The sequence below is a fragment of the Photorhabdus luminescens subsp. luminescens genome, assembly GCF_001083805.1.
GTDB lineage: Bacteria > Pseudomonadota > Gammaproteobacteria > Enterobacterales > Enterobacteriaceae > Photorhabdus > Photorhabdus luminescens.
Genome location: NZ_JXSK01000002.1, coordinates 670,175 through 697,029, shown reverse-complemented (window position 1 = coordinate 697,029; position 26,855 = coordinate 670,175). Strand labels below are relative to the sequence as shown.

The 26,855-nt window shown below is 41.0% G+C and carries 26 protein-coding genes; 14 read left to right on the top strand and 12 right to left on the bottom strand.

The window, feature by feature from the left end:
• Positions 1–520: 520 nt before the first annotated feature.
• Positions 521–865, top strand: coding sequence for a DUF4156 domain-containing protein (locus tag TI10_RS08015; protein WP_049582774.1), 345 nt, complete (start codon positions 521–523; stop codon positions 863–865).
• A gap of 59 nt (positions 866–924) precedes the next feature.
• On the opposite strand, the gene epmB is transcribed toward TI10_RS08015, so the two are convergent.
• Complete coding sequence (gene epmB / locus TI10_RS08010; protein ID WP_049582773.1) at positions 925–1,953, bottom strand: EF-P beta-lysylation protein EpmB; 1,029 nt, start codon at positions 1,951–1,953, stop codon at positions 925–927.
• A gap of 38 nt (positions 1,954–1,991) precedes the next feature.
• On the opposite strand from epmB, the gene efp reads away from it, so the two are divergent.
• Both efp and sugE read left to right on the top strand, forming a co-directional pair.
• Positions 1,992–2,558, top strand: coding sequence for an elongation factor P (gene efp / locus TI10_RS08005; RefSeq protein ID WP_036776062.1), 567 nt, complete (start codon positions 1,992–1,994; stop codon positions 2,556–2,558).
• A gap of 195 nt (positions 2,559–2,753) precedes the next feature.
• Positions 2,754–3,068 carry a quaternary ammonium compound efflux SMR transporter SugE gene (gene sugE / locus TI10_RS08000; protein ID WP_049582772.1) on the top strand — a complete coding sequence of 105 codons (315 nt, stop codon included), beginning with the start codon at positions 2,754–2,756 and terminating at the stop codon, positions 3,066–3,068.
• A 45-nt stretch (positions 3,069–3,113) separates the two neighbouring features.
• Here the strand turns inward: sugE and TI10_RS24910 are convergent, their stop codons facing one another.
• Genes TI10_RS24910 through frdA form a run of 5 tightly spaced genes read right to left on the bottom strand, consistent with a single transcriptional unit; the run spans position 3,114 to position 6,548 of the window.
• Entirely contained in the window at positions 3,114–3,272 is a 159-nt protein-coding gene (locus tag TI10_RS24910) for a hypothetical protein (protein WP_155416467.1), read from the bottom strand.
• Positions 3,238–3,591, bottom strand: a complete 354-nt coding sequence (gene frdD, locus TI10_RS07995; protein ID WP_049582771.1) for a fumarate reductase subunit FrdD — start codon at positions 3,589–3,591, stop codon at positions 3,238–3,240. Before frdD ends, TI10_RS24910 begins: the two co-directional genes overlap by 35 nt.
• Before the next feature lie 16 nt (positions 3,592–3,607).
• The gene (gene frdC / locus TI10_RS07990) at positions 3,608–4,000 is read right to left on the bottom strand and encodes a fumarate reductase subunit FrdC (RefSeq protein ID WP_049582770.1); all 393 of its coding nucleotides are present in this window, start codon (positions 3,998–4,000) and stop codon (positions 3,608–3,610) included.
• Positions 4,001–4,015: 15 nt separating this feature from the next.
• Positions 4,016–4,750: a succinate dehydrogenase/fumarate reductase iron-sulfur subunit gene (locus tag TI10_RS07985; RefSeq protein ID WP_049582769.1), complete on the bottom strand. Its 735-nt coding sequence runs from the start codon at positions 4,748–4,750 to the stop codon at positions 4,016–4,018.
• Complete coding sequence (frdA, locus tag TI10_RS07980; RefSeq protein WP_049582768.1) at positions 4,743–6,548, bottom strand: fumarate reductase (quinol) flavoprotein subunit; 1,806 nt, start codon at positions 6,546–6,548, stop codon at positions 4,743–4,745. The genes TI10_RS07985 and frdA overlap by 8 nt, the downstream gene beginning before the upstream one ends.
• A gap of 604 nt (positions 6,549–7,152) precedes the next feature.
• Between frdA and TI10_RS07975 the strand changes: the two genes are divergently transcribed.
• The 4 genes from TI10_RS07975 to epmA all read left to right on the top strand — a co-directional run bounded on the left by TI10_RS07975 (position 7,153) and on the right by epmA (position 10,364).
• A complete protein-coding gene (locus TI10_RS07975; RefSeq protein ID WP_049582767.1) occupies positions 7,153–7,566 on the top strand; it encodes a fascin domain-containing protein in 414 nt (137 codons plus the stop codon).
• Positions 7,567–8,024: 458 nt separating this feature from the next.
• A complete protein-coding gene (locus TI10_RS07970; protein ID WP_049582766.1) occupies positions 8,025–8,438 on the top strand; it encodes a fascin domain-containing protein in 414 nt (137 codons plus the stop codon).
• A gap of 557 nt (positions 8,439–8,995) precedes the next feature.
• Positions 8,996–9,145, top strand: a complete 150-nt coding sequence (locus TI10_RS24905; RefSeq protein WP_155416466.1) for a hypothetical protein — start codon at positions 8,996–8,998, stop codon at positions 9,143–9,145.
• Between the two features lie 241 nt (positions 9,146–9,386).
• A complete protein-coding gene (epmA, locus tag TI10_RS07965; RefSeq protein ID WP_049582765.1) occupies positions 9,387–10,364 on the top strand; it encodes an elongation factor P--(R)-beta-lysine ligase in 978 nt (325 codons plus the stop codon).
• Positions 10,365–10,414: 50 nt separating this feature from the next.
• Here the strand turns inward: epmA and glpQ are convergent, their stop codons facing one another.
• Both glpQ and glpT read right to left on the bottom strand, forming a co-directional pair.
• Entirely contained in the window at positions 10,415–11,491 is a 1,077-nt protein-coding gene (gene glpQ, locus TI10_RS07960) for a glycerophosphodiester phosphodiesterase (protein WP_049582764.1), read from the bottom strand.
• 179 nt (positions 11,492–11,670) lie between these two features.
• Positions 11,671–13,023: a glycerol-3-phosphate transporter gene (gene glpT, locus TI10_RS07955; RefSeq protein WP_049582763.1), complete on the bottom strand. Its 1,353-nt coding sequence runs from the start codon at positions 13,021–13,023 to the stop codon at positions 11,671–11,673.
• 605 nt (positions 13,024–13,628) lie between these two features.
• Here glpT and TI10_RS07950 point away from each other — a divergent pair.
• Both TI10_RS07950 and TI10_RS07945 read left to right on the top strand, forming a co-directional pair.
• Positions 13,629–14,060: a DUF29 domain-containing protein gene (locus tag TI10_RS07950; protein ID WP_049582762.1), complete on the top strand. Its 432-nt coding sequence runs from the start codon at positions 13,629–13,631 to the stop codon at positions 14,058–14,060.
• A gap of 192 nt (positions 14,061–14,252) precedes the next feature.
• On the top strand, positions 14,253–14,684 hold the full coding sequence (locus tag TI10_RS07945) for a DUF29 domain-containing protein (protein WP_049582761.1): 432 nt from the start codon (positions 14,253–14,255) through the stop codon (positions 14,682–14,684).
• A gap of 226 nt (positions 14,685–14,910) precedes the next feature.
• Here the strand turns inward: TI10_RS07945 and TI10_RS07940 are convergent, their stop codons facing one another.
• Together TI10_RS07940 and fucA are read right to left on the bottom strand one after the other, a co-directional pair.
• Positions 14,911–16,011, bottom strand: a complete 1,101-nt coding sequence (locus tag TI10_RS07940; RefSeq protein ID WP_049582760.1) for a glycerol dehydrogenase — start codon at positions 16,009–16,011, stop codon at positions 14,911–14,913.
• A 492-nt stretch (positions 16,012–16,503) separates the two neighbouring features.
• Complete coding sequence (gene fucA, locus TI10_RS07930; RefSeq protein ID WP_049582758.1) at positions 16,504–17,154, bottom strand: L-fuculose-phosphate aldolase; 651 nt, start codon at positions 17,152–17,154, stop codon at positions 16,504–16,506.
• 465 nt (positions 17,155–17,619) lie between these two features.
• Here fucA and fucP point away from each other — a divergent pair, with 465 nt between their 5' ends.
• The 4 genes from fucP to fucR all read left to right on the top strand — a co-directional run bounded on the left by fucP (position 17,620) and on the right by fucR (position 23,174).
• A complete protein-coding gene (fucP, locus tag TI10_RS07925; RefSeq protein ID WP_049582757.1) occupies positions 17,620–18,942 on the top strand; it encodes an L-fucose:H+ symporter permease in 1,323 nt (440 codons plus the stop codon).
• 28 nt (positions 18,943–18,970) lie between these two features.
• Positions 18,971–20,749 carry an L-fucose isomerase gene (gene fucI / locus TI10_RS07920; RefSeq protein WP_049582756.1) on the top strand — a complete coding sequence of 593 codons (1,779 nt, stop codon included), beginning with the start codon at positions 18,971–18,973 and terminating at the stop codon, positions 20,747–20,749.
• Between the two features lie 57 nt (positions 20,750–20,806).
• Positions 20,807–22,252, top strand: a complete 1,446-nt coding sequence (gene fucK / locus TI10_RS07915; protein WP_049582755.1) for an L-fuculokinase — start codon at positions 20,807–20,809, stop codon at positions 22,250–22,252.
• A 214-nt stretch (positions 22,253–22,466) separates the two neighbouring features.
• A complete protein-coding gene (gene fucR, locus TI10_RS07910) occupies positions 22,467–23,174 on the top strand; it encodes an L-fucose operon activator (RefSeq protein ID WP_049582754.1) in 708 nt (235 codons plus the stop codon).
• A gap of 117 nt (positions 23,175–23,291) precedes the next feature.
• On the opposite strand, the gene TI10_RS07905 is transcribed toward fucR, so the two are convergent.
• Positions 23,292–23,966, bottom strand: coding sequence for a 7-cyano-7-deazaguanine/7-aminomethyl-7-deazaguanine transporter (locus TI10_RS07905; protein ID WP_049582753.1), 675 nt, complete (start codon positions 23,964–23,966; stop codon positions 23,292–23,294).
• A 186-nt stretch (positions 23,967–24,152) separates the two neighbouring features.
• Here TI10_RS07905 and tusA point away from each other — a divergent pair, with 186 nt between their 5' ends.
• Complete coding sequence (tusA, locus tag TI10_RS07900; protein ID WP_049582752.1) at positions 24,153–24,407, top strand: sulfurtransferase TusA; 255 nt, start codon at positions 24,153–24,155, stop codon at positions 24,405–24,407.
• A 150-nt stretch (positions 24,408–24,557) separates the two neighbouring features.
• Here the strand turns inward: tusA and TI10_RS07895 are convergent, their stop codons facing one another.
• Positions 24,558–26,837, bottom strand: coding sequence for a zinc/cadmium/mercury/lead-transporting ATPase (locus TI10_RS07895; RefSeq protein ID WP_049582751.1), 2,280 nt, complete (start codon positions 26,835–26,837; stop codon positions 24,558–24,560).
• Between the last annotated feature and the right edge of the window lie 18 nt (positions 26,838–26,855).

The following is a 26,855-nucleotide window of genomic DNA, read 5'->3' as shown; positions in this document are numbered from 1 at the left end:
TCATCTTAGTAAGTGGAATTTTTGTGGAATATGACATCAGATAATGACTTAATAGAAAATTATCGTGAGATATTACTAACTCAAAACTGTTGATAGATGTTCTAATCGTATTTTTAATGAGGTGATTTAAGTTTAAATATCATTCGCAACATGGGAATTGAATTTAGCAGATAGAAAATAATTACAAATATAGCTAACTGGAATATATGTCATATGATTATTATAAGTTTATTCAAGATTTCCCCGGAGGAGATTAACAAACTGGTTAAATATTTACATAATCAATGGGATAATTAATAAGTTACTTTTTTATGGAAAAGGCAATTTATTGAGTTTATTCGTGTTATTTATTCAGTTATTTTCCTCTATTTCTTTACTATATTCACCTTGGTATAAAGTATTTTTAGCCTAAACACTTTACCTTAAGGACACTTTATTAAATTATTTTTTGCGATATTGGTGCACAACAAGGTATATTGATGATTAATTGTCGAATTTACAACAATGAGTGAGGAAAAACATGCGAATTAAAGTTTTGCTCAGCGCTTCAGTGTTGCTACTGCTGGCAGGGTGTACAACCACCAACCAATTAACTTCTGGAGGCTCACAGGTTCGTTTTGTTGACACTAAACCTGGCAACGAATGTCAGTTATTAGGTGAAGTAACAGGTACGCAAAGCAATTGGATGACTGGTGTAAGTAATGAAAGCAGCTCAATGCGTGGGGCAGCTAATGATTTACGCAATAAAGCCGCAGTCATGGGGGGAAATGTGATTTATGGGGTGACCAGTCCGAGTGAAAGTCTGTTATCTAGCTTTGCTCCACTAGATAGTAAGATGATTGGTCAGGTCTATAAGTGTCAGTAATAGCATTCAGAATTTGAGTGATATGCCCGGTTAAAAGGTATCCGGGCATGAATTTTTTGTTAGTTTTGTTTTAATCCCAAATCAAGAGGTGTTTTACTCGGTTCTCCACCGATTTCCCTTGCCAGACGTGGTACTAAATAACCTGAAATTTTTGTCAGTAATTCCCGAATAAGCTCCTTGGCTTCTTCATCACTGACCATAAAATGAGCGGCTCCTTGTACTTTATCCAGCACGTGAATGTAATAAGGCAGAATACCTGCATCAAACAGAGCATTGCTCAGATCAGCCAGAGTATCAGAATGATTATTGACACCGCGTAACAGCACACTTTGATTTAATAACGTGACACCTGCTTGCTTCAGCAACATCATACTGTTGCGCAAGGATTGGTCGATTTCATTAGCGTGATTGATGTGGGTCACCATGAGCACTTGTAGTCTCGATTGTGCTAGCCGATCACAAAGTGTCGTTGTGATCCGAGCAGGAATAACCACAGGCAGACGAGTATGAATGCGCAGTCGTTTGATATGGGAAATCTTTTCCAGATGGCTGATTAACCAGTCAAGTTCGTGATCTTTTGCCATTAAAGGATCGCCGCCAGAGAAGATAATCTCATCAAGTTCAGGATGTTGCTGAATGTAATCTAATGCTTGCTGCCAATTGCGTTTATTACCTTTGTTATCTTCGTATGGAAAATGACGGCGGAAGCAATAACGGCAATTAACAGCACATCCTCCTTTAACCAACAATAATGCGCGATTACGATATTTATGTAATAGACCGGGGACAGCACTGCGCTGTTCATCCAGGGGATCGGTAGAAAAACCCGGCGTAAGCGTGAATTCTTCCGGTGTCGTTATAACCTGAAGCAACAGCGGATCATTAGGATCGTTTGCCTGCATACGGGCAGCGAAAGCTCTGGGTACCCGTAATGGAAACAGGCGACGTGCATCACTACCTTTACTCAATGCCGGGTGTTTATCTAAAGATAATAATTGTAATAATTCATCAGGATCGGTAATAACATCTGTCAGTTGTTTCAACCAGTCTTCTCTGATGATGATCTTTGGGGTTATAATGTGCGCCATTTTTTGGCTAAGCCATTTTGTTTATAAAGAGGATCTCCATGGCTACTTATAGTACCAATGAATTCCGTTCAGGTCTTAAAATCATGTTAGATGGCGAGCCGTGCGCTATTCTTGAAAGTGAATTCGTGAAGCCGGGTAAAGGTCAGGCGTTTGCTCGTGTCCGTATTCGTAAGCTAATTTCCGGTAAACTGTTGGAAAAGACCTTCAAGTCTACGGATTCTGTAGAATCTGCTGACGTGATGGATATGAATCTGACTTACCTGTATAACGATGGTGAGTTTTGGCACTTTATGAATAACGAAACCTTCGAGCAATTAGCGGCTGATGAAAAAGCCGTTGGCGATAATGCGAAATGGTTAGTTGAACAAGCTGAATGTATCCTGACGCTGTGGAATGGTCAGCCGATCTCTGTCACTCCACCAAACTTTGTTGAATTAGAGATCACTGATACTGATCCCGGTTTGAAAGGTGATACCGCAGGTACCGGGGGTAAACCCGCAACTTTGAGCACTGGCGCTGTGGTTAAAGTACCTCTGTTCGTTCAAATCGGTGAAGTGATTAAAGTGGATACCCGTTCTGGCGAATACGTTTCCCGCGTAAAATAACCATCGACTGTATTCAATAAAAGCCACAGTTCTGGCAACAGACTGTGGTTTTTCTTTTTAGCGCATAATGCTGCGTTATTGATACTGCAATTTTTCGCGACTATAATTTGCCTCTATTTCTAATGGTTATCCGGGACGACCTGGATATGCTGCCGTTTTCTGGGGACGACCTCTCAATTATTATGGGGCTTTGATATGTCCTGGTTTGTGCTTGTTATTGCTGGTTTATTCGAAGTCGTCTGGGCGGTTGGCCTGAAATATACTCATGGTTTCACCCGGTTGACGCCGAGCCTGATTACCGCTAGTGCTGTGGCGCTCAGTATGGGGCTGCTTGCTTATGCAATGAAAGGTTTACCAATAGGTACAGCTTATGCAGTATGGACTGGAATAGGTGCAGTGGGCACTGCCATTTTTGGCATTATTGTGTTCGGTGAATCTGCAAGTTTTGCCAGAATCCTAAGCTTTGTTCTAATTATCGCCGGTATTATCGGTCTGAAATTGTCCAGTTAATATTGAACTGCACTCCAAAAATTTCACACTTTGGCAGTGCAGTTTTTATATGCAATATTTTTTAATCAAGAAATAGAGACTTTTCATCACTGTTTCTCGTTCGATACCGATATCCGGCATTGAACGGGCAATTTTCAATGCCGCCAGTTTTTCATCTTCCAGACGTCCTTTACAGAGTAAAAACGCCGATGATAGCGATAACACTCAGGATTGCTGCTAAGCCGTAGAAAATCCATTTACTCGCGGGAATATGAATTTTCAGGTCATGCATACCGTGGTGGATACGGTGTAAACCGCACCATAACGGTAGAATGATCATCAATAATAGGAACGCACGACCAATAAAGCTCTGACAGAAAGCCAGAATTCGTGCGTAGCTTAATGCTTCCGGCGCTACTCCCAATGGTAAAAGGATGGTTACCAGTAAAATAATGGCTGGAGCTACAATGGCGCCCCACATACCACCGGCGCCAAATAATCCCCAAAAAATCGGTTCATCGGAACGTTTAGGTATTTGATTCATTAAATCCTCCTTGAGGTTAAACTAAGGCTATACCTAAGATAATCGTGGTGACGATAATAGTGATGGCCCATAGCAGTTTGATCACTGGTTTAGGCCCCATTTTTTCACTTTTTATCACTACGTTAGCTGCCTTCGGCGCTAGTTCGAACCAAGTTTTAGTATGCAGCAGAGCACCTAGCAGAGTGATGAGATTAATCAGCAAGATGACGGGATTTTGCAGGAACGTGACAAACTCATCCCAGCTTTGTGCGCCGCCTTTTAGGGCGAATAGACCGTATATCAGTAAGATACTGAACCACATAGTTGTCACTGCGGTACTTTCACGCAGCATATAGAAGCGGTAAAAGCCCAGTTTTTGCCACCAGTTGGGCGCCATGCTGCGGATATAAGGTTTACGTTTAGTCGTCATTACTTTCTCCTCCCCTTATTGTGGTTTTAGCATGGCGATCATGAAGTCTTTCGCGCTTTCGATCTTGCCTTGTTGAATAGCCGCTGCGGGATCGACATGTTTCGGACAGACCTCAGAACAGTAACCAACGAATGTACAGCTCCATACCCCATTCTGGCTATTAAGCTGGGGCATGCGTTCTTTCTTACCGTGGTCGCGGTTGTCGAGATTGTAACGGTGAGCCAGCGTGATTGCCGCCGGGCCGATAAATTCGGGATTCAAACCAAATTGGGGACAAGCGGCATAACATAAGCCACAGTTGATACAGCCGGAAAATTGATGATATTTCGCCATCTGTGCCGGAGTCTGAATATTCGGGCCTTCTGTAGGTTTACGGTCATTCCCGATAATGTATGGTTTGATAGCTTCCAGGTTTTCAATAAAGTCGGTCATATCCACTACCAGGTCACGTTCAATGGGGAAGTTAGCCAGCGCTTCAACTTTCATCCCTTGAGGATAATCACGCAGGAAGGTTTTACAGGCCAGTTTCGGCACGCGGTTAACCATCATGCCGCAAGAGCCACAGATAGCCATACGGCAAGACCATCGGTAAGAGAGGTCGGGAGCGAGACTGTCTTTAATGTAACCTAGGGCATCAAGTAGGGAAGTCTGCTCATCATAAGGAATCTCATAGGTTATAAAATGGGGTTTATGGTCACTTTCCGGGTTATAGCGCATGACCTCCATTCTCAGGGTGTTCATATCAACCATTCTCCTGCTCCTTATACTTTTTCTCTTTTTTCTCTTGTGCCGCGGCTTCACCGCCATAGACACGTTTTGCCGGTGTGGATTTGGTGATTTTTACATCGCTGTATTCCAGGTGAGGGACACCTCCAGGCTTATAGAAAGCGAGTGTATGTTTTAGGAAGTTTTCATCATCACGTTCGGTACAACCTTCATCCAAACGTTGATGAGCGCCGCGAGATTCTTTGCGGTTTATCGCTGAGTGAATCATACATTCGGCTACATCCAAGCCAAAGCCAAGCTCAATGGTGTACAGTAGATCCGTGTTGAACACATTGGTGTTATCGGTGATTTTCACCCGCTTAAAGCGATCTTTTAGTTCAGCGATCTTATCGATCGTTTTTAGCATGAGTTCAGGAGTACGATAGATACCGCAACCTTCTTCCATTGAGATACCCATTTCATCACGGATTTTTGACCAACTTTCCGCCCCTTCCTGTTTCAGTAAGTTGTTCAAACGTGCGACTACATCACGCGCTTGGGCATCCAATGCTCGGTCATTAACAGGTTTGATTTGTTGAACATGTTTTACCGCTTCTTCACCCGCCAGACGGCCAAAGACCACTAATTCAGCTAGAGAGTTGGAACCAAGGCGGTTTGCGCCATGCAGGCCAACAGAAGAACATTCGCCGACAGCGAACAGCCCTTTGATGCGGGTTTCACATTTTTGGTCAGTTTCGATACCGCCCATAGTGTAATGTGCTGTAGGCCGGACTGGAATAGGTTCTTTAACGGGATCAACACCGACGTATGCTTTTGCTAATTCACAGATAAAAGGCAGGCGTTCAAGTAATTTCTTCTCTCCCAAATGGCGTAGATCGAGATAAACCACATCGCCACGCGGAGTTGAAATAGTACGACCGGCACGCCATTCATGCCAAAAAGCCTGAGAAACTTTGTCACGGGGACCCAGTTCCATATATTTGTTTTCAGGTTTGCCTAATGGAGTCTCAGGGCCGAGGCCATAATCTTGTAAATAGCGGTAGCCATCTTTATTGACCAGAATTCCGCCTTCACCACGACAACCTTCCGTCATTAGGATACCGGAACCTGGCAGACCGGTTGGATGATACTGAACAAATTCCATATCACGCAGTGGTATGCCGTGACGGAATGCCATACCCATACCATCACCGGTCACGATCCCGCCGTTGGTATTGTAGCGGTATACACGGCCTGCACCACCGGTTGCCATAATAACGGCATTGGCTCTTATCTGAATTTTGGCGCCTTCCATCATATTGAGTGCAACCAGACCGCGTGCTTGTCCTTCATCCACCAGAATATCGAGGACAAAATGTTCATCAAAGCGCTGGATTTGAGGGTACTTAAGAGAGGTTTGGAATAGCGTATGCAACATGTGGAAGCCAGTTTTATCCGCAGCGAACCAAGTACGCTCTATTTTCATACCACCAAAACGACGCACGTTGATGGAACCATCTTCTTTACGGCTCCACGGACAGCCCCACTGTTCTAGTTGGATCATTTCTGTCGGGCAATGTTCGACAAAATATTCAACAACATCTTGCTCACATAACCAATCACCACCGGATACCGTGTCGTTGAAATGGAAGTCATAGGAGTCGTGAGCTTGGGTGACGGCTGCTGATCCACCTTCTGCTGCCACAGTGTGACTACGCATTGGGTAAACTTTTGAGATCAGAGCAATCTTCATTTGAGGATTAGCTTCAGCGGCGGCAATTGCGGCACGTAGACCAGCGCCTCCGGCTCCGATAATAGCGAGATCGGTATTAAAGATTTGCACTGTGCTTCTCCATTGTTTAAGTGAAATTAATTAGTGAGCAAAATCGTCGTAACTTTCCTGGAATGTTGTTGTTATTGTTTCTTATATAGCAAAATTCTGTAGGAAAAATCCGCTGCTTTAACGATTAAGGGTAGCTATTTATTACTATTTGTATTGGATTAAGTATAGCGAGTTCTAAGTGAGGTAAATTTGATATGAAAGGGTATTTTGTTGGATTTGCTTACTCAAGCTTGATCTGGGTCAAAAGTTAGTTACTTTATTTGGCATTGATCGATAGCATTATTATTTGAGGAGAATAGAGCGCTAATAATAGAACTCAGCATTAAGGCCATATAATGTAAATTTGATTTTTCTGTTTTTTTATTTATAATTTATGGTCGTTTAATTTAAATGTAAAAATTATTTTCATTTATTCAATAAATGAATGTTATAGTTAAATTTTAAATTACCTATCATTCAAAATAAATATATAAATACAATTTGCTATTTTTTATATTTATTAGTAGGAGTTTATTTTCACAGGTATAGTGATAACTGATATTTAAATAGTGTATTCATGGTGAATATAGTTTAAGTGTGAAAATATATTTGAATAGGAGATGTCATGGCATTACCAAATATTACTATTGCATTACAAGCAGATAATAATCTCTATCTGAGCCGAATAGATCAGGCGGGAGTTCAGTACATTGAAGCTGTTAAATCTGCTATTGATATATACTCAAGATATAAATTAATACAGATTGGTACTAATAAGATAGCACTTATTGCTGATAATGGGCTTTATTTGAGCCGGTATACTCGGCCTAATGGCGATTATATTGAAGCGGTGAAATCGAGTATTGATATTTATTCTACATTTACGGTAGAGGATATTGGATGTAATGTGATAGCTTTACGTGCAGATAACGGGAAATATTTAAGTCGGGTTACTGTGAACGGTGTTGATTACATTAAACCGGATAAAGTTAATTTAGATGTGTATTGCCATTTTAAAGTGACCACACTAATTGCATAACTAATGGCCTTTACTTGAGTTTTTTTATGGTGGTCAGGTAAAACTGGCCACTATTATTTTGTCTTATTTTAAACTAATAATATCAGATACTTAATATATCGAATAAAAACCTATTACTTATTCAAAGATAATTAGATAATAAAGGGTTTTTAGAGTTATTTATAATGTTGCAATTAATGATTTAAAATAATTTTTATTTTGTTTATAGTTTGTGGTTTTATAATTTAACTGTGAAAACTATTTATGTTTAATGAATATTATAATTAAATCTTAAATGATTATATCATTCAAAATAGATACGAAAATATATTTTGGTATTTAATAATCATATTGATTGTATATATTCATTGGAAAATTTTTATATTTACAGGAATAGTAAAATGTGGTGTTTAAATTAATGCGTTATAAATAACATAGTTGACCAAAATAAATTAAATATATTTAAGCAGGAGAATATTATGGGATTATCAAGTAGTCCTATTGCATTACTGGCAGATAATGGGTGCTATTTAAGTCGAATTGATCGAGGAGGAGGATTTGATTTTATTGAAGCTAATAAATCTATTGTTGATATTTACACCAAATATTCTGCAACACAAATTAGCGCCAATAAGATAGCACTTCGTGCAAGCAATGGTCTTTATTTGAGTCGGATTTCTCTGGCAGGTAGCGATTATATTGTAGCGACAAAATCAGATATTGATGTTTATTCTACTTTTACTTTAGAATATATTGACGATAATATGATAGCTTTGTGTGCAGATAATGGAAAATATCTGAGTCGGATCAATGCAGGTGGTATTTTTAACTATATTAAACCGGATAAGTACGACTTAGATATATATTGCCAGTTTAAAGTTATAAAACTGTAATTGGACAAATGAGCTTTGCTGACATTTTATTATGGTGGTCAGTTTTACCTGACCATTATTATTTTAATAGTAAAGCGATAGGATTAGTCATCTAATACACCAGATAAAATATTAATTATGCTCCATAATAATTTGATTAATAATGTATTATTCGTGTTACTGGTCATATTATAATTATCATCTTAAATTATTTTTCAGTTTTCTTATAATATCTAAATTCTAATTTAAGTATAATAATTTCTTCTGATTATTTAATAATTATATACCCTATGGATTTCAAGATGCATCGAGACGGCAAGGGAGCGAATCCCCGGAAGCATAGCGAACTATGTGACCGGGGTGAGTGAGTGCAGCCAACAAAGAGGCAACTTGAAAGATGACGGGTATAAATAATAATTGGCTATGTTGCTTATAATAAAGAGAGGATATATTTTATTGTTTAACGGTAGTAGTATATATTCAACAAGGGAATTTTATTTCTATGGGCATAAAGAATCGACATGAGGTTTAAATGGTATTCTATAAAGTAATTAATTATATTTAAATGGAGGGTATGAATGGCATTATCAGAGCACATTATCGCATTGCAGGAAGATAATGGAAAATATCTGAGTAGGATCAGCACAAAAGGCATTAATCATATTAAGCCGGATAAAACCAATATAGATGTATTTTGTCATTTTAAATTGATAACTCTGTTAGAGTAAATAGTGATTTTGTCTGGTATTGGCTTTGTTGTGTCAGGAAAAATCGATCACTATTTTATTGTTTATCTGACTGTAATATTTTAGCAGATAGCTAATAATAATATATCCGGTCATAGTCAATCTGCGATAGTCTTGATACGAGACAAGCTAAGTTGTTCCGGGATGATCAGACGGTAATCATTTGTCTGATATGTGTGATGCAGGTAGACTGCACGTTTGGTTTTATTTTGGAGTCATTTACATGAGCGAAACAGCAAACTGGCAGCCAAGCGCACCTATCGCCAACTTGTTGAAACGAGCGACTATTTTAGCAGAAATACGGCGCTTTTTCGCAGATCGTGGGGTATTGGAAGTTGAAACGCCTGCGATGGGTCAGTTTACAGTGACTGATATTCAATTGTTTCCTTTTCAGACGGAGTTTGTTGGTCCAGGAGCTGCGGATGGTATGACTCTTTATCTGATGACAAGCCCGGAATATCACATGAAGCGCCTGCTGGCGGCAGGAAGCGGCCCTATTTATCAGCTCGGTCGCTGCTTTCGTAATGAAGAGGCGGGGCGTTATCATAATCCTGAATTTACCATGCTGGAATGGTATCGGCCTCACTATGATATGTATCGTTTGATGAATGAAGTTGATGACTTACTTCAACAGATCCTTGACTGTGAAAATGCAGAATCACTCTCTTATCAACAGGCTTTCTTGCGCTATCTGGATATTGACCCGCTATCAGCAGAGAAAGAAAAGTTGCGTGAAGTCGCCGCCAAATTGGATCTGAGTAATATTGCTGATGTAGAAGAAGATCGAGATACTTTATTGCAACTTTTGTTTGCTGTTGGTGTTGAACCGCATATCGGTACTGAAAAGCCAACTTTTATCTACCATTTTCCAGCTTCTCAGGCTTCTCTGGCGGAAATCAGTAAAGAAGATCATCGGGTGGCAGAGCGTTTTGAAGTCTATTTTAAAGGCGTTGAATTGGCAAATGGCTTCCGTGAGCTAACTGATAGTCATGAGCAGCGTCAGCGTTTTGAACAGGATAACCGTAAACGCACAGGGTTAGGTTTACCTGTTCGACCGATTGATGAAAATTTGGTTGGCGCCCTGAAACAAGGGATGCCTGAGTGTGCTGGCGTGGCGCTTGGCGTCGATCGTTTGGTGATGTTAGCTTTGCGGGCTGAAAAGCTCAGTGATGTTATGGCCTTTTCGATAAGTAAAGCGTAATTCTTAAAGCGATAAGAACAGGGCGCAGATTGAGGCGCCCTGTTTGCATCTTATTTATGTTGATGATGTTTTTGCAGGAATTTCACGCCTAAGTCAGGAAAATCGGTGAATACACCATCTACACCCGCTTGGTTATACATGATATCGAAAAGCTGATCGCCGCTGGCGGCGTATTTAGGCAGTTGATCAACTCGAATCGTGTATGGGTGGACTTCCAGATTATTGGTGTGAGCTTCTTTTACCAGACTAGTTAACTTAATATTGGTTGGTGTGGAATTCTCCGCCACGATCATATGGTAATCAGGGCCGATGCCATCAGCATATTGTGCTACTTCTCTCATTGCGCCTGGTTTGAACATCCAGTCATAGCTGTAATTTGTCCATTTACCGTCTGATTGTTTTTCATAAGTTTCATTCCAGTCGGTGTAGGCGATAAGTTGAACCAGTTTCAGATCCATGCCTAGCTTGGGTTCCAGTTCATTTTTGATGCGTTTGAGTTCGTTGGTATCAAAACATTGCAGGTAAACTTTGTCGCTTTTCTTGGTATAACCATACTCTTTCAGCACGGCTAGCACCTTAGTGGAAATATCTTTTCCCTCTTGTTGGTGGAACCACGGCGCTTTAATTTCCGGGTAAATACCGATGTTTTTGCCGGTAGATTTATTTAATCCTTGAACAAACTCAATCTCTTCCTGAAAAGTGTGGATTCGAAAATCAGATTTCCACATCGGGAAACGATTGGCGAAGCTTTGTATTTGTTGATTATTTTTAATCTCAAAGCCTTCCGTGAATTTTAATGACTTGATTTCAGATAAGGTAAAGTCGATGGCATAGTAGCGTCCATCTTGGCGAGCACGGTCAGGGAATTTGTTGGCAACGTCAGTGACACGATCAAGGTAGTGGTCATGTAAGACTATCAGTTCATCATCTTTAGTCATGACCAGATCTTGTTCCAGATAATCAGCACCTTCGGCATAAGCCATCGCTTTGGCTGGCAGAGTGTGTTCAGGCAGATATCCACTTGCGCCTCGATGGGCGATAACAATCTTATCTGCCGCCTGGGTGATACCTGACATTGATGAGGCTAAAATAATACCTGTTATTATTGTTTTGATTGGAGTTTGCATGTGTGTTTCTCCGTTTTAGCGATGAGATGAAATCTATCTCATTAAACTGTGTGTTTGTCTGTGTTAATAATACTCACTGACATAATCTCTTAGTTTAGAGTCTGAAAAAAGCCGCAGCATATATAATGCTGCGGCTTAATTGATATTATCAGTGATATATCACAGTTTAATGACAGAGGTTAGCCATATTGTTGGGCTATTTCCTGTTTATGTTTCTTTTCGGTAATTGTGACGATTAGCAACAGAATAACGGACAAGATACTACCACCAATCATTACCATAAACCCGCTATCCCAACCGAAAAACTCAACGGTGTAACCGATGATAGCACTTGCAGCAACAGAGCCGCCTAAGTAACCAAATAAGCCGGTGAAGCCGGCGGCTGTACCTGCGGCTTTCTTTGGCGCCAGCTCAAGGGCATGTAGACCCGTCAGCATCACTGGGCCGTAGATAAGGAAGCCAATAATCAACATGCAAGCCATATCTACGGTTGGGTTACCTGGTGGGTTCAACCAGAATACGATAGTGGCGATGGTGACCAGCGTCATAAAGAACACCCCGGTTGCACCACGGTTGCCTTTAAATATTTTGTCTGACATCCAACCACAGAGTAGCGTGCCTGGGATACCGGCATATTCGTACAAGAAATAAGCCCATGAAGATTTATCTAGTGCGAAATGCTTGGCTTCACGTAGATAGGTTGGCGACCAGTCAAGAACACCGTAACGTAGCAGATAAACAAATACGTTAGCCATAGCAACCATCCACAGCAGTTTGTTAGGTAACACGTACTGCATGAAAATCTGTTTAGCTGTTAACTCTTTTTCATCTTTTTCTGTGTAATCAGAAGGATAGTCGTTTTTATACTCTTCGATTGGCGGCAAGCCACAAGATTGTGGTGTGTCACGCATCAGCGCGAACGCAATCAATGCAACGAGAATTGCGGCAAAAGCTGGCATGTAAAGTGCGGCTTTCCAGTCATTGAACCACGCCATGCCTAACAGGAATAGCAATGGTGGTAAGCCGCCGCCAACATTATGTGAGCAGTTCCAGATAGAAACGATACCGCCACGTTCTTTCTGTGACCACCAGTGCACCATAGTACGACCACAAGGAGGCCAACCCATGCCTTGAAACCAGCCGCACAGGAACAGTAGTACAAACATAATGGCAATACTGGAAGTTGCCCAAGGTACGAAACCCATAAACAGCATGACAACAGCCGCGAGGATCAGACCCGCAGGTAAGAAGAATCGTGGGTTAGAACGGTCGGATACGGAGCCCATGATGAATTTGGAGATGCCGTATGCGATAGAAATCCCTGATAATGCGAAGCCGAGATCGCCTTTGGAAAAACCTTGTTCAACCAGATAAGGCATTGCGAGTGCAAAGTTTTTCCTTACCAGATAATAAGCAGCATAACCAAAGAAAATGCCCATAAAAATTTGCCAGCGTAAGCGACGATAGACGGGATCTATCTGTTCTGTTGACAGCCGGGACCTATGAGGTGTCGGCTTGAAAATACTTAACATATTTTGCCTCCGATGGCATTTTTGGTTATATAAACAGCTTGCCGGTTGACTATTGCCACCGGATGGGAAAATGAAAGGTTTTGTAAGTGGTTATTTTCCATAACGAAAATTATGATAGTTGAAATAACCCAACCTATCTGTGAAACAACCCTCAGTTGTTAAAGTTGTTTTGCCCCGGCGATAATTCTGAGTGATTTGTTAACTTTTTAAAATGTACTTTACCAATGAAATTGTGACCATTATCACAATAACGAGCTTTACTTAATTGTTGGTGAGCGTTTTTGGTTCGTTTTTGTTCTTTATCAAACAAAAACCACAGATTTCATGCTCCTTTTATTTGTTATTCTATACCCAATGGATTTCAAGATGCATCGCGACGGCAAGGGAGCGAATCCCCGGGAGCATAGATAACTATGTGACCGGGGTGAGTGAGTGCAGCCAACAAAGAGGCAACTTGAAAGATGACGGGTATATATGTATCCGTCCAGACGAAAGGCTATTCTCAATTTAGGGTGAATGGGCTGCTAATCGATTTTAACGATAAATATACTGTTTTGACGGTATACCAATAGTCTGCCAGACTCATAATTTATACTGGAGGAACCATGACGACACGTTATAACAGCGATTTTTATGGTTGGACGCGGGAGCAGGCAGGTTTGCTTCGTTCTGGTGATCTGAATCAATTGGACAGAGAAAACCTTTCGGAGGAAATAGAAGGTATGGGAAATAGCCAAAGAAACGAGCTGGAATCTCGTCTTGAGGTACTGTTTCTTCACCTCCTAAAGTGGCAATTCCAATCTGAATGGCAATATCGGAGCTGGAAGCTTACGATTGAAGGGCAGAGGAGAAAAATAGCCCGTCGTCTTAAAAAAAATCCCAGTTTAAAGTCAGAACTTAGCGAAATTTCCTCTGATGCTTATGGTGATGCCATTATTGCAGCGGAGAGGGAAACTAATATTAGGCGTAGTGTATTTCCTGAAACTTGCCCTTGGACGTTTGAGCAAATAATGGATGAAAATTTTTGGCCTGAATAGACTCGATAAATTTACTCTTCCAAATGAAAGGTTAAAACCACTGGCTTTAAGCTGCAATATTGTGTTGTACCTTTATGGTGAATGGGCTGCTAATCGATTTTAACGATAAACATACTGTTTTGACGGTATACCAATAATCTGCCAGACTCATAATTTATACAGTTGCATAGCTGATATACAAGTGGAGGAACCATGACGACACGTTATGACAGCGATTTTTATGGTTGGACGCAGGAGCAGGCAGACTTGCTTCGTTCCGGTGATTTTAGCCAGTTGGATACGGAAAATCTTCTTGAGGAAATTGAGGCTATGGGGCGAAGTGAGCGCAGAGAATTACGATCTCGGTTGGAAATTTTACTCGCACACTTACTGAAATGGAGATATCAGGCAGATCGCAGAGGGCGGAGTTGGGAACTAACCATTGAAGAACAGCGTGATAAGGCGATTGATTGTTTGCAAGAATCTCCCAGTTTGAAAAATAAGTTGGATGAACATTTGGAAAAAGCTTACACCGCTGCTCGTCGATTAGCAGAAAAAGAAACGCTAATTAATCGAAATATATTTCCTGAAACTTGTCCTTGGACGTTTGAGCAAATAATGGATGAAAACTTTTGGCCTGAATAGACTCGATAAATTTATTTCTTAACGCACTGATTTTGCACAGTGCGTTTTCTCGTTGCTCAACAACTCAGTTGATTGATTTTCACTTCACTACAAGCACTATTAACAGAGATTATTTGCTTTTTAGTGGATATGCATTGTATTAGCCAAGATTATTCTTTTTCATTTCCGAACTTTAGTTGCTTGAATAAAAGAGTAAAAGCGGACAATTTGCCCGCTCTTGTTAAACTTAATACAACCAGTCGCGTCCCATCCGGTCAGCAGCCATAATAGCGGCATATACTTTTTCCGGTGTCACTTCAAAAGGCATGTTGTGAATGGTTTCTCCCGTAGCACAACTCGCTGTCGCCACTGCCATTACTTTTTCTTGCAGTTTTTCACTATCTTTTACGCCAAGTTGATCCAGAGTAACCGGTAGCCCTATCTGTACACAGAAATCAAGTAAAGTATCTAATTCTTCATTTGGGCTATTTTCCAGTATCAGTTGAACTAATACTCCGAAAGCGACTTTTTCGCCGTGGTACATGTGGCGGCATTCTTCCAATACGGTAAAACCATTGTGTACGGCATGAGCAGCGGCTAAGCCCGTATTTTCAAAGCCCAGGCCGCTTAAGTAAGTAATGGCCTCGATAACATTTTCTACCGCGGATGTACTGACGCCCGCTTCAACAGCCAGTTTTGCTTTATAGCCTTCTTCTAACAACGTTTCGTAACAGAGATGAGAAAGGGCCATTGCTGTACGGGATATTCCACCACCTGTCATCCGGGGTTGATGTGTGGCTCCACAAGCTCGGGCTTCGAAGTGAGTTGCCAGCGCGTCGCCAATTCCGGCAATCAGAAAACGGGTTGGGGCTTTAGCGATAATGTTGGTATCTATGAGTACAATATCTGGATTTGTTGGGAAAACGAGATAATCTTCATATTTGCCATCATCGTTGTAAATAACAGAGAGTGCGCTGGTTGGGGCATTAGTAGAAGCGATAGTAGGAGCAATCAGAACAGGTAATCTGGATTCATAAGCGACCGCTTTTGCGGTGTCTTGTACTTTGCCGCCGCCGATGCCAATAACGGCTTGGCATTCATGTTTTTTAAGAATATCAGACAGGCGCTTAATCTCATTTTGGCTACATTCACCGCCAAATATTTCAAAATGGCGGGTAATTTCATGCTGCTCCAGGCTGTTATGAACGGTCTCTCCCACCAATTTCATCGCGGAGTTACCGATGATAACTAAAACGTGATCGGCGATAGTTTTTGTATATTTACCAATATGAAGCAGGGCATCAGGTCCCTGAATGTATTTGGATGGAGATTGAATAATTTTCAGCATAGGAATATTCCTTTTGTGGAAACTCAATGTCTGTTTGTCGCATCAATTTTCCTAACGAACAGGGAGCAGAATGTGACAGACCGGTAAACTGTTTTCGGGTGAAAAAAGTACTTAAATTACTTAACAGACTAACACCATCTATAAAAATTAATGGTTGGTTATGGATAAATAAAGTTGTTATGCACATTTTGTCGTGGGAAATGTGTGTTTTTTTGATCTATGCCCGGATCTTTGTACTAGAACAGGCCCTTTTTCTCCACTGGGCCTAGCTGCGTTTGGGGAAGCTAGTGGGTTGGACAGGTAGTAAAAAAGCGGACAGCGTGGCAGGCTATTGCTTTGCCAATCTCTTAATTAGCAGTTCTGACTAAGAGACAATTCTTTTCTTTTGACGCCAGGAATAATTCATTAATTGCGCCTTGTCCAAACCAACTTATTTCATTAGTAACCATGCTATGAGCCATGATGACCGTCTGATAAAGTGATCCTATTTTTTCAATTTTTTTCAATTTTTAAGCCATATGTCTTAAATTTTTCAAGCACGATTGCTATTTCCTCTGGGCTTAGAATAGGAACTGGATTTTGGATCGCTAGAGTTTCTAAATATAGATGAGCGAGCACTTCAACTTCATGGGCGAGCCACAGTGCTTTTTGTAGATTAACTTCGCAAACAATCATCCCATGATGCTGTAATAGAATCGCTTTTCTGTTTTTAAAACCGTTAAATACATAGTCAGAGAGTTGTTTGGTGCCAAATGTTGCGTAAGGCACACAGGGAATTGAATCGCCTCCCGCCGCTGCAATCATGTAATGAATGGCCGGGATTGGCTTATTTAAAATAGAAACCGCTGTGCAATGAATTGCATGATTATGGACAACTGCATTGGCATCGGGTCTGGCATGATAGACCGCTTGGTGAAAACGCCATTCACTTGAGGGGAGCTTATTATCCTCAGGTTGACCATTTTCATCTACATAAACAATATGTGTTTCAGTCAATTGTTCATAAGGAATTCCTGTCGGTGTAATTAACATTCCATTGTTATAACGGACACTAACATTACCCGCAGTGCCTTGATTTAGCCCTAATCGGGTCATTTCTAAGCATGTATTAATAATTTCACGAGATAATGTATTTCTTTTCATGGTTATTTACCTTGTTTAAATTCGAAATATGCTTTTATGCTAATTAATGAAAATAAATAAATTAAGTTTTCTATTTGTTTTTGTTGTAATACTTTATTGTTTTTAAATAAATATTTAAGTTAATTTTTGTGATTAAGCTCAAATGTTTTTATCACTTTTTGGGTTTTACAGATGTCTGTATTTATTTTTTTTATTCCGTATTTTTCATTTCTCACTCAAACGGTCATTTATTGGTTTTATTGACCGTTTTCTCATAAAAAATATTATACGGTCATCTTTATGACCGAATTAAATAAAAAAGATACAAACGGGCATGTGTAATAGATTTATTTTAGTGATTAGGTTCACAATTTAGCGGCATGAATAAATAAATGTGATTGTGATCCTGTTCTTATTTTATAGATGACTAAAAATATGACTGATTATGGAAGGCTTACAGTATTAGCTGCGATAGATGAGGGTGCTATGGATAATATATCGATGCAATCAAGTATAGCGCGGGATAATAAAAAAAATAGCGGTTATTTAATTCCTTTTACTCTTTTATGTTCTCTGTTTTTTTTATGGGCTGTGGCAAATAATTTAAATGATATATTGCTGCCTCAATTTCAAAAAGCTTTTGTTTTAACAAATTTCCAGGCGGGATTAATCCAGTCTGCATTTTATTTTGGTTATTTTGTTATTCCTATTCCTGCTGGCATATTAATGAATAAGTTAAATTATAAATCAGGGATAATTACTGGCTTATTATTTTATGCTGTTGGTGCGGTCCTTTTTTGGCCTGCCGCAGAAGCGATGAGTTATACGCTATTCTTGGTCGGTCTTTTCATTATCGCCGCTGGATTAGGGTGCTTGGAAACAGCGGCTAACCCTTTCGTCACGGTATTAGGGCCTGAGAAAACGGGGCATTTCCGCATTAATCTGGCACAAACATTTAATTCGTTTGGGGCAATTATCGCTGTTATTTTTGGGCAAAGTTTAATTTTATCTCATGTCCCTCATTTATCCCAAGAAACACTTGATAAAATGACTGTTGAGCAGATTGATACCTATAATCACAGCCTCGTTTTAGCGGTACAGTCCCCTTATATGATTATCGCTGCTGCTGTTTTAGTGATTGCATTCTTGATCTTATTTACCAAATTTCCAGTGATACAAAGTGATACGCATAATAATAACAGCTCATTCCTTGAGTCTTTAGGCCGCCTGATTAAAATCAAGCATTGGCGTTGGGCAGTGTTAGCACAATTTTGCTATGTCGGTGCGCAAACAGCTTGCTGGAGTTACCTGATTCGTTATGCTGTTGATGAAATTCCGAGTATGACTCCGGGGTACGCCGCTAATTATCTGACAGCAACAATGGTGTTTTTCTTTATTGGTCGATCAACGGGGACTTGGTTAGTTAAGCGATTTGCCCCGGAAAAAGTATTAGCTTGTTATGCCTTGATATCCATGATCCTTTGCATTATTTCCGCATTCGTAGGGGGATATATTGGCTTAATTGCATTGACCATTTGTAGCATGTTTATGTCTATTCAATACCCAACTATCTTTTCATTAGGAATTAAAGGATTAGGTCAGGACACTAAATATGGTTCTTCACTCATTGTTATGACGATTGTTGGAGGCGGCGTCGTGACGCCTATTATGGGATTTGTCAGTGATGCTGTAGGCCACATTCCAACGGCTGAGCTTGTGCCTGCTTTTTGTTTTGCTGTGGTCTTGATTTTCGCAAAATTCCGCGCGAATGCGTTACCCGGTAATCCGTTTAATTTAAAAAGCAAATAATAACTTATTTGTATATAGAGGAAATCGCATGAGAAAGAATATGAAATTACCCAAGATTGGTATTCGTCCAGTTATTGATGGCCGTCGTATGGGAGTGCGTGAATCACTCGAAGAGCAAACCTTGAATATGGCAAAAGCGACAGCTAATTTATTGACTGGGCATATTTACCATGCTTGTGGTACCCCTGTTGAATGCGTTATTGCAGACACATGTATTGCTGGTCTTGCTGAGTCTGCGGCTTGTGATGAAAAATTCAGTGCATTGAATATTGGTCTGACAATTACCGTCACGCCATGTTGGTGTTATGGCAGTGAAACATTAGATATGGAGCCAACAAGACCTAAAGCTATCTGGGGGTTTAATGGGACTGAACGTCCAGGCGCAGTCTATCTTGCGGCAGCTTTAGCCGCCCACTCGCAAAAAGGTATCCCCGCTTTTTCTATATATGGGCATGAAGTTCAAGATGCTGATGACACTCGTATTCCTGATGATGTCAAAGAAAAGTTGCTACGATTTGCCCGTGCTGGATTAGCTGTCGCTAGTATGAAAGGAAAAACTTACCTTTCTGTTGGTGGCGCATCGATGGGCATCGCAGGTTCAATTGTTGATCATAATTTTTTTGAATCCTGGCTTGGTATGAAAATCCAATCTGTTGATATGACGGAATTACGCCGTCGTATTGATCTGCAAATATATGATGAAGAGGAACTTGAGCTGGCCTTATCTTGGGCAGATAAGTATTTCCAATATGGTGAAGATCTGAATGCTAAACAATATCACCGTTCACCAGAAAGTCGTCATCAAGTTCTTCGCGAAAGTTTACTCATGGCTATTTGTATTCGTGACATGATGCTGGGGAATTCAAAACTGAAAGAAAAAGGGTATGGTGAAGAAGCACTCGGTTACAACGCCATTGTTGCGGGTTTCCAGGGGCAGCGTCATTGGACAGATCAATATCCCAATGGCGATACTGCGGAAGCGATTTTAAATAGTTCATTCGACTGGAATGGCATTCGTCAGCCATTTACGGTTGCAACAGAGAATGACAGTCTAAATGGCGTTGCGATGTTATTTGGTCATATGCTAACAGGGACAGCACAGATTTTTGCTGATGTTCGAACTTTCTGGTCTCCAGAATCTGTCGAGCGTGTTACGGGCAAAAAACTCACGGGGCAGGCTGAAAATGGGGTGATTCATCTGATTAATTCAGGCTCTGCAACATTGGATGGGACTTGTTGCCAAAAAGACGCTCAAGGCCATCCTACGATGAAACCTCACTGGGAAATTACCGAAGAGGAAGTAGATGCTTGTCTGGCCGCAACACAATGGCGCCCGGCGCTCCATGAATATTTCAGAGGTGGCGGCTTTTCCTCCAAATTCTTAACGAAAGGCGGAGTTCCTTTCACCATGAGTCGTGTCAATATTATTAAAGGCCTTGGCCCCGTCCTGCAAATCGCTGAGGGCTGGAGTGCGGAATTGCCTAAAGATATTCATGACATTCTGGATAAACGGACAAATGAAACTTGGCCGACAACTTGGTTTGTTCCACGCTTAACCGGCAAGGGTGTCTTTAAGGATGTGTACTCTGTTATGGCGAATTGGGGAGCTAATCATGGCGTGCTTTCTATTGGTCATGTCGGCGCCGATTTCATTACGTTAGCTTCTATGCTCAGGATCCCAGTTTGTATGCATAACGTGGATGAAAAAGCCATTTATCGTCCTTCTGCATGGAGTGCATACGGTATGGAGCCGGAAGGTTCAGATTACCGAGCCTGTCAAAACTATGGTCCTCTCTATAAGAAATAGTGGCTGCTGGCGGTACGATACGAATTGTACCGCCTCTGTTCCACAACAGGAGAGCGTATGATGCAAGATGTCGTTTTAGTTTTGGATTGCGGAGCTACGAATGTGCGGGCTATTGCGGTTGACTCTCAGGGTAATGTGATTGCAAGGGAGTCAACACCGAATACCAGCGAGCCTGATAAAGCCAATTCTCACTGGCACATATGGTCGCTGGATGCCATTTTAGAACGGTTGGCAGGCTGTTGTCGTATCATTATCCCCCAATTATCAAGTTATAAGATACGCGCAATAACGGTAACCACTTTTGGTGTTGATGGAACACTGGTCGACGCAAAGGGTGACCTACTTTATCCCATTATTAGTTGGAAATGTCCGCGAACAACTCCTATTGTTGAAAATATTGAGCATTATTTCTCTGCTGAGAAATTGCAAACGATATCCGGTGTTGGGAAATTTAATTTTAATACGCTTTATAAGTTAATTTGGTTAAAGGAAAATCATTCTACTCTTTACGATAAAGCCCATGCATGGCTGTTTATTTCTTCTTTAATCAATTATCGATTAACCGGAGTGATGTCAACTGATAGAACGATGGCCGGGACCAGTCAGTTGCTAAATATTCATCATGAGCAGTTTAGTGGGGAAATTTTAGATGCTATTTCTATTCCAGAGAGTTTATTTCCCGAACTCGTTTATGCCGGTGAACAGATTGGTACTTTAATTCCAGAGGCAGCTAAAAAGTTGAACTTGCCTTCAGGAATTCCCGTTATTTCCTCTGGACATGATACCCAATTTGCTTTATTTGGCTCTGGCGCAGATTTAAATCAACCCATCTTATCTTCCGGCACTTGGGAGATTCTGATGGTACGCGCCTCTCATGTGAATACCCATATTTTACCTTATTATGCTGGTTCTACATGTGAATTAGACGCAAGAAAAGGGATCTTTAACCCAGGATTGCAATGGTTAGCTTCTGGAATACTTGAATGGATCAGACAGCTTTTCTGGCAAGGTATTTCCCCTTCGGAGGCCTATCTGCAAATGATCCATGAAGCTTTATCTGTTCCTCCTGGTGCTAATAACTTAAGAATGAATTGTCGTTTGTTAACCTCTGAGGCAGGGTGGTGTGGAATAACGTTGGATACTGAACGACGTCATTTTTATCGTGCTGCATTAGAGGCGTTGGGGTATCAATTAAAACAAAACTTATCTCTTTTAGAGAAAATAAGTGGATTTCATGCTAAAGAATTGGTGTTAGTGGGGGGAGGTAGCCGTAACCATCTCTGGAACCAAATAAAAGCAGATATTTTAAACTTACCAATAAAAGTACTTAATGAATCAGAGACGACGGTATTAGGCGCTTCTTTCTTTGCTTGGTTTGGTGTGGGTTATTATAAATCGTCTGAACAAGCCCGTGAGCAGTTTTCTTATCACTATGAACTTTATACACCCGGTGAGCACCAGGAAGCTTATAATTTATTATTTAAAAATTTTATACAGGAATAGGTAATCTTCTGTTAAAAATGACTATACTAGTTATTTCTTCTTGTTATCTCTTTTAAACATGCTGACTAAAGTAGGAAATGATAACGCTTTTGCTATCGTCGTCACAGAGAAAACGACTAAATGTGGAAATATATTGCTAAAAAAGACGTGATTTTCTAATTCTGGTATTGGACAAAATAATCCTATTCTGTCCCAATATAAAAGGGATTCCTTTATGAGAAATGAACGTCACCAGAAAATCATGGATCTTCTCCATCATCATGAATCATTAACAACCTCTGAACTTTCCGTAGCTTTACAAGTGAGTAAAGAAACAATACGCCGGGATCTGCGATTTCTTCAAGAGCATGGTCATCTTCTTCGTTTACATGGAAGAGCAAAAAGCTTAAACAGAGAAACACAGGATAATGGCGACCCCTTTAACATGCGGGTTAAAAGCCATTTTTCGAGTAAATCGCTTATTGCTCAACGAGCGGTGACTTGGATAAGCGAAGGAATGATAATTGCGCTTGATGCAAGTTCAACATGTTGGTATCTGGCAAAGCAACTTCCTGATATTAATATTACTATTTTTACCAATAGCATTCGTATTTGCCATCAATTATCAAAGAAAAAAAATATTCAATTAATCAGTTCAGGGGGAGTTCTGCATCGTAAATATGCTTGTTATATTAGTTCATCACTTATTACACAATTAAAAAATTTAGAGATCGATCTATTTATTTTTTCCTGTGATGGTATTGATGAAAATGGTGATTTATGGGATTCGAATATTGATAATGCGGAATTCAAAGATATTCTTATAAGACGATCATTACAATCAATTTTGTTAATTGATAAGAGTAAAATTAACCGAAAAAGCGAAATTAAAATAGGAAATCGCAGTAATATCACTAATGTAATATCGAATTATCAGGTGTAGTTGTTAATGTTGATAAGTGCATTGGCATAGAAAAATAAAATGGAAGATTATCGCTCTGCCCAATCTCTTAATCAGGAGATCTGATTAAGAGACAGGTGTTTGTCAGGCGTATAAAAATCAGCGAGCTTGGATATGGGTATTGCTAGCTTGATAGGCAAAGAAATACTTGAGAATCAGGTTCAATAAAATGCCGTAAGCGGGTAGGAAAAAGAGTAAGCAGATTAATAGCTTAAAACAGTAATCTACTAATCCAATCTCAATCCAGTTAGCCGCCATGAAAGCATCGGTACTGCGGTAGAAAGCGATAGAGAAAAAGGCAAGGGTATCAAGTAAGTTGCCGAAGAACATCGCCGCTGCGGGAGCGACCCACCAATTACGTCTCTGGCGCAGACGATTGAAGACGTATACATCCAGTATCTGCCCAAGGAAGTAAGCCATAAAGCTGGCGCAGGCAATACGGGCAACAAAGAGATTGAATTCAGACAACGCAGTAAACTCTTGCCACATGCCTTGGAAAAATAGGGCAGAAATTATATAAGAGATCAACAATGCGGGGAACATAACGGTAGTAATGATTCGCCTTGCCAGTGGCGCGCCATAGATGCGAACCGTCAAATCGGTTGCAAGAAAAATAAATGGGAAAGTAAAGGCTCCCCAGGTGGTATGAAAACCGAAAATAGAGACAGGTAGTTGCACCAGATAATTACTGGAAATAATAATCAGAATGTGAAATAACGAAAGCCAAATTAAAGCGGTAGCGCGTTGCTGTGTAATTGTAGTTGATAAAAACATGATTGTACCTTTTTGGAAAATGGGGTGAGGGAACCCAATGAAGAATCTGCCGTTTTAACTGACGACGCCTCACATGATACGTCGGTTATGCACAAATTCAAAATGCCGTCTGTAAAGTTAATTTTTGCTGGTTTTTTTATAATATAATCCAGTTTCATAGATTGCCTGAAATTGTAGAGATAAATTATGCCCGATGTGTTTACTAATCCAGATAAAACCCTTGATACACAAGGGCTTCGCTGTCCTGAACCCGTAATGATGGTGCGGAAAACCGTACGTCATATGGAAGCAGGGCAGATGTTATTAATTCTTGCTGACGATCCGGCAACTACGCGTGATATTCCCAGTTTTTGTCGTTTTATGGAGCATCAGTTGGTTGCCCAAGAAACGGAACAAATGCCTTATCGCTATCTGGTTAGAAAAAAAGAGAATCAATTCTGAATATAACCGCCAAGTTGAGAAATGAACGTTTTTGTTTTTCTACCGTGCCTTTGAATGCCAATGAGTTTTCATCACTGAATTGATCTTGCTATAGCACAGGATATGAGCCGGAAATAAGACCCATATCCTTAAATAGCCAAGCGATTTTCGTTATTTCAGTTTAATCCTTAATAACCTTACTGCGTTCGCCGTTACAAGAGCGGTTGCGCCAGAATCCGCCAGTACTGCCATCCACAAGCCTGTGATGCCCAATAGGCTGGTGACAAGGAAGATCCCTTTTAGCCCCAAGGCAATAGCAATATTTTGGCGGATATTATTGTGCGTTGCGCGGGAAAGGGTGATGATTTCCGACAAACCTGTCAGGCGGTTGTGAGTCAATGCTGCGTCTGCGGTTTCCAGAGCGACATCGGTTCCACTTCCCATTGCTACACCGATGCTGGAAGCTTTCATTGCAGGTGCGTCGTTGATGCCGTCACCGACCATCATTGTGTTGTGATCTTTATTCAATGCAATGACCGCTTTGACTTTATCTTCCGGCATTAACCCGGCGCGGAAATCTATTCCTAATTGACCAGCAATTGCAGTTGCTGCACGTGGGTTATCTCCCGTTAACATCACTGATTTAATGCCTTGATCTTTCAGTAAACGGATAGCATCAATTGCATCCTGACGTAACGTATCTTGCATCGCGATAAGGCCGGTAAATTGTTCATCATGCGTCACGGCAACAACGGTTTTACCACAATCTTCTAACTGAATAATTTTTTGTTTCCAATAATCAGATAACGTGTTTGCTGGCAGTTTTCCGGGTGCGCTGACGAGAATACGTTTACCGTCTAACTGACCTTCAACACCAACCCCCGCCAATGCTTTACGGTGTTCAGCTTCGGTAATATTAACGTTTTTACTTTCTGCATATTGCAAAATGGCTTTAGCCAGTGGGTGATGGGAGCCGCTTTCTACTGCGGAAGCCAATGTTAATAGCTGAGATTCGCTGATATTTTCTGCTGGTTGAACATCTGTGACTTGAGGTTTACCGGCGGTCAGCGTCCCGGTTTTATCAAAAGCGATTGTGGTAATTAACCCTAGTTGTTCCAGCGCCGCGCCACCTTTAATCAAAGCTCCTCGGCGGGTTGCTGCTGCAAGGGCAGAGGTAATTGCAGCGGGGGTGGAAATCACCAAAGCACAAGGGCAGCCAATCAGTAGCAAAGTAAGACCACGGTAGATCCATGTTTCCCAAGGCTGGCTGAATACCGTAGGTGGAATAATGATAACCAACGCAGAGAACAGCATAATCAGCGGAGTATAAATTCGGCTAAAACGGTCAATGAAGCGTTCAATCGGTGCGCGGCGTTCTTCGGCTTCTTCAATCAGTTGCAGAATACGGTCAATGGCATTGTTACCTTGTTCGGATAGCACTTTCATTTGGACGGCACGATCTACGGATAAACAACCTGCCGGAACTTTTTCTCCCTGCATGCGTTCAACCGGAATAGATTCGCCTGTCAGCGCACTTTCATCAAAGCTGGCGAATGAATTAAGTAATTCTGCGTCAGTGGGTAAACGTCCGCCTGGCGCAATCTCGATAATATCGCCCGGACGAAGGTCTGAAACTGGGACAGTTTTTTTCTCACCATTTTTTACTAGCAGTGCCTCTTCCGGCACCAATGCCATCAATGCGCTTACTCCTCGACGAGCACGGCCGGCAGCATAAGCTTCCAACATTTCACCAAGCATAAACAACAGTAGCACCATTGCCGCTTCAGCGGTGGCATTGATAAATAGCGCTCCGATTGCGGCAACACTCATCAAGGTTTCAATAGCGAATGGCGTGCCTGATCGTATAAGTTGCCAAGCCTTGGTGGCAATGGGAACCAATCCAATCACGGTAGTGATAATAAAGGCAATACGACCAAATGAAGGATTGGTGTTGGAGATTCCCCAACTTATCAGCATCATCAATGAAAGAGTGATAATCGGCGCGAATTCTTTCCAGCGGCTACTTTTTGCTGCTTGCTGATTTGAATCGGGAGTATGTAGGGAAAACCCAGCCTGATTAACAGCTTGAATAACCGCTGAACGTATATCTGTATCAGCATCTACGACTAGTTTTTCAGTTGCGAATAGAATTTTGGCTTGTTTTACCTCTGGAATTTTGCTGACCGCAGTTTCAATTTTGCGAGCACAACTTGGACAATCCATGCCATTAACCACCCAACTAAAACGTTGGTTTGCCAAAAGTTCAGGTGCTTGTGTCTGTTGTGTATCATGGGAAGGGTGATGCTCATGTGAGCAAGCCTTACCATGTTCATGATTATGTAAATGCTCACTAACTTGTTTAGCTTGATCTGAACAAGTGGTAGTCGCGCAGCAGCTTCCATGCTGGTGGTTATGTTGATGAGCACTATTTTTGTTTGAATTTGAGTACATGGACTCCCCCTGGATAGA